Source organism: Stenotrophomonas sp. SPM, assembly GCF_003105135.1.
Lineage (GTDB): Bacteria > Pseudomonadota > Gammaproteobacteria > Xanthomonadales > Xanthomonadaceae > Stenotrophomonas.
In genome coordinates, this window is record NZ_QETL01000121.1 from 1 (window position 1) to 10,668 (window position 10,668).

7 protein-coding genes are annotated in these 10,668 nt (G+C 68.1%); all 7 read right to left on the bottom strand.

From position 1 onward, the window contains the following. Window positions 1-5,096 (bottom strand): DNA repair ATPase (locus DCO49_RS17705; protein ID WP_243402771.1); only part of this gene is annotated, 5,096 nt, incomplete at its 3' end. 85 nt (window positions 5,097-5,181) lie between these two features. Beyond that, on the bottom strand, window positions 5,182-7,200 hold the full coding sequence (locus DCO49_RS17710; RefSeq protein WP_116865115.1) for a hypothetical protein: 2,019 nt from the start codon (window positions 7,198-7,200) through the stop codon (window positions 5,182-5,184). Further along, window positions 7,200-7,871, bottom strand: coding sequence for an OB-fold-containig protein (locus DCO49_RS17715; protein ID WP_116865116.1), 672 nt, complete (start codon window positions 7,869-7,871; stop codon window positions 7,200-7,202). The genes DCO49_RS17710 and DCO49_RS17715 overlap by 1 nt, the downstream gene beginning before the upstream one ends. 187 nt (window positions 7,872-8,058) lie before the next feature. Continuing rightward, a complete protein-coding gene (locus tag DCO49_RS17720; protein ID WP_116865117.1) occupies window positions 8,059-8,715 on the bottom strand; it encodes a phosphoribosylanthranilate isomerase in 657 nt (218 codons plus the stop codon). Further along, window positions 8,712-9,482: a tRNA pseudouridine(38-40) synthase TruA gene (truA, locus tag DCO49_RS17725; RefSeq protein ID WP_116865118.1), complete on the bottom strand. Its 771-nt coding sequence runs from the start codon at window positions 9,480-9,482 to the stop codon at window positions 8,712-8,714. The genes DCO49_RS17720 and truA overlap by 4 nt, the downstream gene beginning before the upstream one ends. 35 nt (window positions 9,483-9,517) lie before the next feature. Beyond that, window positions 9,518-9,877: a VOC family protein gene (locus DCO49_RS17730; protein ID WP_116865119.1), complete on the bottom strand. Its 360-nt coding sequence runs from the start codon at window positions 9,875-9,877 to the stop codon at window positions 9,518-9,520. Window positions 9,878-9,900: 23 nt separating this feature from the next. Continuing rightward, on the bottom strand, window positions 9,901-10,668 hold a 768-nt coding region (locus DCO49_RS17735; protein ID WP_279325651.1), incomplete at its 5' end, for a FimV/HubP family polar landmark protein.

The window sequence follows — 10,668 nt, forward strand, 5'->3', positions numbered from 1 at the left end:
GTGGCCGGTGCGCTGGGCGCAACGATCTGCACCGGCTCGGTTGGCGCCGCGGGTGCAGGCTCTGCCGGGCGCACGTCGGCCAGGCGCTGCAGCGCCTCCAGCAGAGCCGGCCACGGCGCCGGCTCTGTGGCCAGCACCGGCGCGGCCGGCGGCAGCTGCAGGGCACTGGCGATGTCGGCCAGCTGCGCGACCACGCGTCCGCCCACATCACTGTCGTCGGCGCCCATGGCCTTGTTGCGCAGGAAGTCACGCTTGATCTGTGCCCAGCGCTGCGCCTGCGCCTCATCCAGCACGCCACGCAGCTCGCCCAGCTTCAGCAGGTTCTCCTCGGCACCGGTGGTCAGCAGCTGCGCCTCGCCCATGTAGTGGTCGGAGATCAGCTGCTGCAGCTCCTCCTCGTTCATCACCGGCGAGATCTTCTCGGCCAGCTTGTTCATGTTGCGGTAGCTGCCCTGCAGGCGGAACGGCGGCTCGGTGCGGTAGCGATCATCCTGCGCGGCGCTGGCGATGTACTGCTGGTTGACCCGGTAGACCACGTCGCGCACGCGCAGCATGCGCTGCAGGGTGGCGGTGATCTCGTTGACCTCCGCGCCGCTGTAGGCATGACTGAGTCCGTTGGTCGACACGTCCTTGCCCATCGCGCGGTCGACCAGCAGGTACAGGTCGGCCATGTCACGGGTGGCCAGCGGTGCCAGCACCGGGTTGGAGGTCAGGCTGTTCTCGATGTAGCTGAGGGTGAACGCCGCCTCCATGCCGCCCAGCACGTCGCCGAGGTTGTAGATGTCGGCACGGTTGGCCAGCATGTCCGGAATCTTGAACACCTCGCCCGACTCGGTATACGGGTTGCCGGCCATGACCACGCAGAACTTCTTGCCGCGCATGTCGTAGGTGCGGGTGCGGCCGCGCCACACGCCTTCGATGCGGCGGGTGCCATCGCACAGCGAGATGAACTTCTGCAGGAACTCGGGATGGGTGTGCTGGATGTCGTCGACATACAGCATGGTGTTGTTGCCCATCTCCAGGGCCAGGTTGAGCTTCTCTAGCTCCTGCCGCGAGGTCGCGTCGGGTGCCTGTTCCGGGTCCAGCGAGCGCACCTCGTGGCCCAGCGCCGGGCCGTTGATCTTCATGAAAACCAGGCCGAGCCGGTGCGCCACGTATTCCATCAGCGTGGTCTTACCGTAGCCCGGCGGCGAGATCATCATCAGCAGGCCCATCAGGTCGCTGCGCTTGTTCTCGCCCACCGTGCCCATCTGCTTGGCCAGGTTGTCGCCGATCACGCCCAGGTAGACATCGTTGATGAGCTTGTTGCGCACGAACGAGGACAGCGGCCGCGCCCTGAATTCGGAAAGGCGAAGAGTTTGCCGTTCGCGGTTGATGATGCCCTGGCGTACCGCCTGGTATGCATGGAAATCGGGCACGAAGCGCTTCAGGTGATGCTGCAGGCGTGCCAGGAAATCATCCAGTGACAGCGACAGCGTGCCGTCGTGGATGCGCGGGTGTTCGCCCAGCAGGCCCGCCACTTCGACCCGCAGCGGTGCGTCGCTGCCGCGCGTGCGCAGCTGGCGCTGCACCAGCAGCAGCGCCGCGGCCTCGTCGGCATAGCCGGCGTGTGCGGCCTGGGCGGGCAGACCGGCCAGCGCGCGCAGCCATTGCCCAGCCAGCGCCCAGCGCGCGGCCAGCGGCTCCTGTGCACGGTGCAGCGCACGCTCCAGCGCCTCGCGCTGTCCGGCCTGTTCCAGTTGCTGGGCCAGCGCATCCAGCAGCGCCTGTGCATGCTTGCTGGTGCTGAACACCGGCTCGCCGTTGATCAGTTCTTCGCCCAGGTAGGCGGCCGCCGCCTCGGCGGCTTCATCGTCGAACGGCAACGCTTCGGCCTGCACGAACGCGGCGATGGCTGCCGCCATTTCCGTGCGCAGGGCGCTGCGTCCTTCATCGGAGCCGAACAGACGGGCGATGGTCTCCGCACCGGCCTGTCGGCTGGGCCACTGCTTCACCGCGTCCTCGCGCTGCTGCGCCGCCCAGAACAGCAGGGCCAGTGCACGCACGCGCGGTGCATGCCGCAGCGCGCCTGCCGACTGCTGCAACGGCAGCAGCGCGCGCAGGATCAGCGCGGCGTCATGGTCGTGGATGCCACGTTCGTAGCCTTCGCGGTAACGCGGTGCGGCGAACGTGCGCACGCGCTGGTCCAGCGCCTCGGGGCTGGCGACGTCGTGCTGCAGCTGGGCCAGGTCCAGGCCGTCGCGGCCGGCCTGCGCGGCCAGCAGCAGGCTGCCGGCCAGGTACTCGCCGCGGTAGATCGCATCGGATTCCGAATCCAGGGTCACCGGCCAGAACGGCTTCAGCGCATCCAGTTGCGGATCGTGCAGGGTTTCCAGGAAATCGGTGCCGGTGAGGTGGATGGCCAGCGTGTCGCCACGCGGCAGCAGGGTCAGGTCCAGCGCCTGCGTGTTGACGCTGAAACGATGCCGCGGACCGAGCCGGACCACGTTGCCACCGGCCTCGTACAGGTCACTGCGGTCGCGCAGCTGGCGCACCGCCTGGTCGCGCACGCCCTTCAGGCGCGCCTCGATGTCATCGGCCTTGACGTTGTCGCGCAGCGCACGCAGGCGCTCGGCCAGTTCGCGCAGCTTGAGGATCAGCGGATCACCGGCGAAGAACGCATTGAGTTCATCGGCCGTGGCGAAGCGCTCGGTGCGCTTGGCCAGCCCATCGAGGATGCGGTTGGCCGCATCAAGCACCGAACGCGCCTTGCGCTGGCGGTCATCCAGCAGCGCCTGCTTGTGCGTCTCGAAGGCCTCGACCAGCTCCTCGCGCTTGCTGAGGATGTCGCCGAGGAACTGCTCGTGCTCTCCGAACTGGCTCTCCAGTTCTTCCAGCTGCACCAGCAGGCGCGACAGCTGCTCGTCGGCCTTTTCCGGGTCGCTGGCCATTGCCAGCGCGCTGGTGATGGACTGCGAGAACAGGGCGAACTGCGCGGCGAACTGGGCCACGGCCTCGGCCGAACCGAGGGTGCGGCGCCGCTGCTCGGCACGCGTGCGCGCCTGGTTCAGGCGCCCGTACAGCGCGGAAATCGATTCGACCACGCGGGTACGCGCGGTGGCATCGTCCACCTTCAGCCCGGCCATCAGTTCGGACAGCATGTCCAGATTAACGGCCATGCCACGCATGCCGTCCAGCTGCTCGTCCAGCTGGCGCGCACTGCCGGCCTGCTGCGCAGCCTCGTCCAGCACCTGCAGGCGGCTGCCCAGCGGCGCCAGCGCGGCATCGCCGGCGAGGAATTCGCCGGTGGCGGTACCGACGCGGTCCTGCGCCTGCACCAGGTCGGCGGCCATCGCTTCGATGCGCGCGGTGTTGATGTAGCGCAGCTCGCGGATGGTCAGCAGGCGCCCGCGCAGCGCAGTGATCTCGTTCAGTGCCTCGACGAAGGCCTGCACCTCGTTCCAGTTCTGCGGCTGCAGCCGGCCCAGCAGGGCCTTGAAGCTGGCCTCCGCCTCGACCATCGCCTGCGCCGACTGCTCGCGGATGGACTGGACCTTCTCGTATTCGTCCAGCACCGATTCACCGGTGGCGCTGATCTGCCGCAGCAGCGCTTCGGCGCCGTCGCAGGCCTCGTCGCCCAACCAGTGGTGGGCATCGAACAGGCGGCGGGTATCGGCCACCAGGCGCTGGTAGCGCTGCACGGAAACATCCTGGCCGTCGATCTCGCGGGCCAGGTTGAACAGGTTGGAGATGCCACGCACCAGCTCGGCATTGCCGATGCGGCCCATGAAGGTGTTGCCGGGCGGACGGCTGGCGGCGAACTCGTCGCTGCTGAACGGCGTCTGCCAGACCTGCATCGGGTGGATGCGCGTGGGTTCGGTGCCCTCGGCATGGAACAGCACCATGCGCCCATCCTGCATGAACGCATAGCCGTGGCCGAACACGGGGTTCTGCAGCACGCGCTGGATGGTGTTGTAGACGAACAACGCCGAGCGCCCACCTTCGCGCTCGTAGAAGATGTACAGCACGTCCTCGCCATTGGGCGAACGGATGCTGCGCTTGAACTGCATGCCGGCCATCGAGGCATCGAAGGCCTTGTGCTCGCCGCCCTGCAGGTAATAGCCACCGGGGAAGATGACGCCATGGTCTTCGGGCAGCTGCACGCAGGCCTGGACGATGGCGTCGTTGCGCACGATGTCGCCGGTGAGCGTGTTGTAGATCAGCCCGCGCCAGACGGTTTCGCGGTACGGCAGCACCTTCAGCAGCAGCAGCGAACCGACACGGGCGAACTCGAACTGGGCGTCGTCCAGCGACTGCGTGCTGTCCTCCACCGGCTCGCTGTAGATGCCCTGCCCGGTCTCGGTGTTGTTCTCGACCTTGATGGTCAGGTCGCCACCGGTGGTCTCCACGAACAGGGTGTCGAGGATGTTCAGGTGCGAATGCCGGCCGTTGACCGCGAGGTCGCGGGTGGCTTTGGTCCATTCGAAGTCGAACGGCGGCGGCAGCGCGATATCGCGTTCGCCGCGCGCATCGAGATAGGTCAGCTCGCCTTCGCGCGACAGCGCCCAGCGGAACACGCGCACGTCGCTGCTGCGCTCGCCGATCTGGAACGAGGCCAGCAGCTTGTCGCCGACCACGATCAGCTGCAGCAGGCGCGCATGCTTGTAGTAGGAATACAGCTCGTTGAAGTCGTGCACGAAGCCGGGCTGGTCGAGGAAGCTGCCCTTCAGCTCCAGCGACGCGACGTCGTAGCCGTCCTTGCCCTGTACCAGCCGGTACAGGCCGAACACATCCTCGATGCGGGTGTGGGTCTTCAGCCCGATGTAGACGTTGTAGCCGAACAGCAGGCGGTCGGGCCCGACCTGGACGATGTCCCGGCCAACGCAGTTGTTCTCGCTGCGGATGCGGAACCGGCCGATCACTTCCAGCCGGCTGTCACCGAATTCGGCCAGGCGCTGGCGGTTGAGGGTCTCGGCAAGGGCCTGCAGGCGCTGGCCCTGCTCGCTGAGGCGGCGGCGCAGGACTTCGTAGGCACCGCCCTGGGCGACGGCCTGGTCGACGGTGTTGCCGCCGGCCTCCGGCGCGGTGATTTCGGCGGACGGATGGGTTTCAGACATCAGCAGGGTTCCGGCTCACGGACGGCCGGCCGTGGTCGCGGCCGGCGCGGGCGGGCGATGGCCGCAGCGGCCACCGCCCGGTGCATCAACGGGCGCTGTCGACCACGGCGGCCGACACGGTCGGCGCCACCTCGGCGTCCCCGGCGATCTGCCGCGGTGCCGGCTCGGCCACGGCCACGCCCAGGTAGCGCTGCATCAGCTCCTGCACGATAGGGCTCTTGCCGGCGAAGCCTTCGATCGACTTGCCCAGCGACACCGCCTTGACCAGGTTTTCGAACATGCCGCCGTCGCCACCGACCAGATCGATGTCGGCGTTGCGCAGCGCGCTGGCGATGACGTTGGCGTTCTCGCGCGAGACTTCCTTGCCCGCTTCGATGGAGGCCAGCGCCTGCTTCAGGCTGTTGTCCAGCATCATGCGGAACTCTTCGTGGCCACGCGCCTGGTCGCTCAGCGAAGCGATCGCCTCGAACTTGCGCACCAGGCCCTCGGCTTCGGCCAGCAGCTTCTTCTGCACCACGCCGGCTTCGGCGTTGCCCAGCGATTCGGTGGCGGTGGCACGGGCCAGGCCCATCTTCTCCTCACCCTGGGCCTGGGCCTGCAGGGTCTCGGCCAGCACGCGGGCCTCGTTGCTGCCCTGCTTCAGATTGGCTTCGGCCTTGGCTTCGATCACGCGGGCTTCGGCGATGCCGACCTTCTCGATGGCCAGCGCGGAGGCTTCACGCACCTGCGCTTCGGCCAGGCCCGGCGCGGCCTGTTCGGCACGGAACGCGTCGGCCAGCAGGCGCTTGGCCTCGGCCTGCTTGCCGGCCGCTTCGTGCTCGGCCTGGGCCAGGGTGGTCAGCTCCACGGCACGGTGCTTGGAGGCGGTCTCGCGTGCCTGCGCTTCCTTCACTTCGCGCACCAGCGATTCCTGCGCCTTGGCTTCGGCTTCCAGGATCAGCACCTGCTTCTGGCGGTCGGCCTCGGAGACCTCGCGCACTTCCTTGATGCGCTCTTCTTCCTGGGCCACGGTCTTGTCGATGGAGATGCGTTCGCGGGTGATATTGGCCACGTCCATCTTGCCCTGCTCGACCACCTTGTCACGCTCCACGCCCTGCAGCTGCACTTCGCGGTCGGTGGTGACCTGCTCCAGCTGGCGGGCACGCTCCACGCGCTCGGCTTCGATGGCCACCGCACGCTGGCGGTTCTGTTCGGCCACTTCCACTTCGCGCAGGCGGTTCTGGTCGCGGATCTCGATCAGCTGCTGTGCTTCGATGCGCGCGTTTTCGGACAGCTGGCGCTGCTCTTCCTGCACCTTGGCGGTCTCGGCTTCCTCGCGTGCGCGGATGGTCTCGATCTCGCGCTTCTGCCGCGCCTCGGCTTCGGCCTGCTGGCGCTCCAGGGCCAGCAGGGCTTCGCGCGCTTCCACGTTCTTCTTGGTGATGGCGAGCTTCTCGTTCTGCTCCAGCTCGTTGGTCACCACGTTCTGCGCGGCGGTCAGCTCGGTGATCTTGCGGATGCCCTGCGCGTCGAGGATGTTGAACTGATCCAGCAGCGACTTCGGGGTCTGTTCCAGGTAGTCGATGGCCACGTCTTCGAGCACGTAGCCGTTGAGATCGTTGCCGATGACCGCGATGATCTCGTCGCGGAATTCCTGGCGCTTCTCGAACAGCTCGGTGAAGTCGAACTTCTTGCCGACCGTCTTCAGCGCCTCGGAGAACTTGGCGTTGAACAGCTCATCCACCGCGTGCTTGTCCGACGCACGGTCGGCACCGATGGCCTTGGCCACGCGCAGCACGTCGGCCTGGGTTTCGTTCACCCGCAGGTAGAAGGCCACGGCGATATCGGCGCGCATGTTGTCGCGGCAGATCAGGCCTTCCTTGCCGCGGCGGTCGATCTGCAGGGTGATCAGGCTGATGCGCATCAGCTCGGCGCGGTACAGCACCGGGATGATCAGCGCACCGGTGAAGTGCACCTTGGGCGTGGCACTCATGTCGTTGACGATCAGGGCCACGCCCTGGTCGACCTTGCGGTAGAACGCCTTGAACAGTCCTGCCAGGCCCAGCAGCAGGCCTACGACGACGATGATCCCGATCAGGAAGGGGGCCGCGCCAGCGAAACTCATCAGTGATTCTCCTTGTTGCCCGGAAGCAGGTTGTCCTGGAAATCGAGGGCGACCGCGTCGGCGCGGACCACCCGGTAAAAGTGCTGTTCGGCCACGTGCTCGACCAGCACGATGCGCTCGCCACGCTGCAGTTCGATGTCGCTGCGCACCTGCAGGATCAGCCCGGCGCCGCCATCATCGACATTGGCATGGCCGCTGCGGGCGTCCACCCGCGGCGAGGCGACCACGCCCACCCGGCCCAGCAGGGAGGCCTGCGCAACCGGCTGCAGGCGCTGCAGGAAGCTGCGGATGGGCCGCAGCAGCAGTGCGGTGATCGGCACGGCCGGCAGCGGCGCGAGCACGGCCACCAGCGTGCCGAAGCCCCAGCGCAGCACGTCCGGCAGCGGCATCAGGATGAAAAGATGGATGAAATAGGTCAGCGCCCAGCCGAAGAACCCCAGCAGGGTGACCACGACCATGACCGGCACGCCGCCCAGCCCGAAGCGCTGCAGCAGGGCCGACAGGCCACTGAGGTCGGTGCCGCCGTCCAGCGCACCATCGGCGCCGAGGTCGCCGAAGCCATCATCGACCAGACCAAACGCCGCGAGCCCCCAATAGACCAGCGATACCGCCAGCAGGACGCTGTACGGCAGGGTCGGGTAACCGAACACGACGGTGAGGAATTCCTGCATCGCTTTGCCTTCCCGGGCTGGGGGCGCGTGACGCCCCGTTCGGAATCCGCCGGGGGCGGTTCCGTCGATCCCACCACGGCCTTCATGGCCATGGTTTCCCCCTCATCCTATGTGAAGAGGGCGTGCAGGGACAAATGTGAAGGCGCGTGCCGCCCGCAGGCGGTCACGCGCGGGGCTCGCGCTGGGACTACTCCAGCACGGTGCAGTCGGCGCTGCGCACTTCCTCGACGAAGGTGCGCATCTTGTAGCCGTCCTTGATGCCCGGCTCGACCTCGATGCCGCTGGACACATCCACGCCCCACGGCAGGGTAGCGAGGATGGCCTCCTTCACGTTTTCCGGGTTCAGCCCGCCGGCCAGCAGGAACGGGCGGTGCAGGCCGGTGGGAATGCGCGCCCAGTCGAAGGCCACGCCGGTGCCGCCACCACCGCCCGGAGCGTGGCTGTCGAACAGGAAGCCGGCCGCGCTCGGGTAGCGCAGCTGCAGCGTGCGTGCGTTGACGTCCTCGCGACCGCCCATGGCGATGGCTTTCAGGTAGGGCATGTTGAAGCTGCGGCAGAAGCTCTCGTCTTCCTCGCCATGGAACTGCAGCAGGGTCGGACGCACGGTGCGCAGCACTTCACGCACCTCTTCCTTGCTGTTGTTGCGGAACAGCGCCACCACGTCGACCATCGGTGCGATCGCCTGGCGCATCGCCCGGGCTTCGGCCGGGGCCACCCGGCGGCTGCTTTCACGGGCAAAGATGAAACCCACCGCGTCCACGCCCAGTTCGCCGGCCAGGCGCACATCGCCGGCGCGGGTCATGCCACAGAACTTGATGCGGGTACGGTAGTAGGAGCGGCTCATAAGGTGACCTCGGCAGGCAGTTGCCAGTTGTCGGGGTACAGCGGCCCCAGGAACACCAGCCCCTGCGGAGGTGCGGTAGGGCCGGCAACGGTGCGATCACGGCCGGCCAGCAGCTCGGTGATCCACTCCACCGGTTTCTCGCCGCTGCCGACCATTATCAGCGAACCGACGATATTGCGGACCATGTGATGAAGGAATGCATTGCCACGCACTGCCACCTCGATCACCTCGCCCTGGCGGCTGACCTGCAGGGACTGCAGTTCACGCCGCGCATGCAGGGCCTGGCACTGCACCGAGCGGAACGCACTGAAGTCGTTCTCACCGAGCAGGGCCTGGCCGGCGGCATGCATGAGGGTCTCGTCCAGCGCCCGCCGTTCCCAGCTCAGGGTCTGCCGGTCCAGCGCCGGGCGCACCTCGCGGTTGAGCAGGCGGTAGCGGTAACGGCGCGCGCGCGCCGAGAAGCGGGCGTGGAAATCATCGGCCACCGGCACGCACCAGCGCACCGCGATCGAATGCGGCAGGCGGGTGGTGGTGCCCAGCATCCAGGCGCGCGGGTCGCGCACCACGTCGGTATCGAAATGCACGACCTGGCACTGGCCGTGCACGCCCGCATCGGTGCGGCCGGCACAGACCACCTGCAGCGGCGCGTCGGCAACCGAGGACAAGGCCTTCTCCAGGCTGGCCTGGACGCTGGGTCCGCCCTCGCCCAGGTTCTGCCAGCCCCTGAAATCGCTGCCGTCGTACTCGACGCCGAGCGCGTAACGCATGTGCTGCTACCTCGATGTTGCGGGTGGAGAGGCGCTCAGGCCGGGTCGCGTTCGGACCAGACCGCCAGTTCGTTGCCACCGGGCTCGACGAACTGGAAGCGGCTGCCACCGGGGAAAGAGAAAACGGGCCGGACGACCTGCCCGCCGGCCGCGGGCACCGCGGCTTCGACCGGTGCCAGCAGGTCGGCATACAGCACCAGCAGCGGTGCGCCGGACTCGGCGCGCTGCGGCTGGCCGCGGAAGAAGCCGCCCTGCAGGCGGCCATCGTCGAAGGCGGTGTAGTCCTCGCCGTAGTCGACGAACGACCAGCCGAACACGGTCTCGAAGAAGGTACGGCTGGCGGCCGGGTCGGCCGAGGCGAACTCAACGTAGTCGATGCGGTTTTCGCGGCTCATGGGTGGCCCCTGTGGTCCAGTGGTCAGTCCAGGCGGGCGAGCAGTTCGCGCGCCTGGACCTGGCAGTGCACGTCGCCATCGGTGGCGACTTCTTCCAGCAGGGTCCGCGCGGTCTGCGCATCGCCGAGGTCCAGGTAGGCGATGGCCAGTTCCAGGCGCTCCTGGCCCGCGCGCGGGGCCCAGTCGTTGCTGCTGGAGCCTGCGGCCGGGTCCAGGTCTTCGCTGGCTGCCTCCACGGGCTGCGCCTGCTCGGCCTGCTCGGCCGGCAGATCAAACACGCCACGGAATTCCGGCTGCTGCTCGGCGTGCAGGGCATAGTCGGGCACGCCGATCCCATCGGCGGGCACGGGGGCCGCGTCGGCCGGTTCCGGCGCCACGGCCTCGGGTTCGTCCCAGCGCGGCGCGTCGCTCACCGCCGGCGGCAGTGTGTCGCCCTCGTCGGTGACCAGCGCCCCGACCTGCCAGGAGGCCTCGACATCGGCAGCGGGCTGCGCCACCGGTTCGTCCTCCGGCTCGACCAGTGCAGACGGCGCCTCCTCGGCCTGCTCGTCATGCGCGTGCTTGTCATGCGCGTGGACGACATGATCCTCTTCGATGGCCCAGGCCGGCATCGACGGTTCCTGGCGGCCGTCGTCTTCGTGGCCGGTGACCCAGGACGATTGTTCGGCCAGCGAATCGAGCGCAGCACCGGCAGGCACCGCAGCGGCCAGCGCCACGGCATCGCCCTCCTCGCGCAGCGGCGGCAGCGGCGACGGCTTGCGCCGGCGCAGCAGCCAGGCGGCGCCGGCCAC

Excerpts from the sequence above, each read along its gene's own strand:
- DCO49_RS17710 (WP_116865115.1), bottom strand. The coding sequence starts at position 7,200 with ATGAGTTTCGCTGGCGCGGCCCCCTTCCTGATCGGGATCATCGTCGTC.
- DCO49_RS17715 (WP_116865116.1), bottom strand. The coding sequence starts at position 7,871 with ATGCAGGAATTCCTCACCGTCGTGTTCGGTTACCCGACCCTGCCGTAC.
- DCO49_RS17720 (WP_116865117.1), bottom strand. The coding sequence starts at position 8,715 with ATGAGCCGCTCCTACTACCGTACCCGCATCAAGTTCTGTGGCATGACC.
- truA (WP_116865118.1), bottom strand. The coding sequence starts at position 9,482 with ATGCGTTACGCGCTCGGCGTCGAGTACGACGGCAGCGATTTCAGGGGC.
- DCO49_RS17730 (WP_116865119.1), bottom strand. The coding sequence starts at position 9,877 with ATGAGCCGCGAAAACCGCATCGACTACGTTGAGTTCGCCTCGGCCGAC.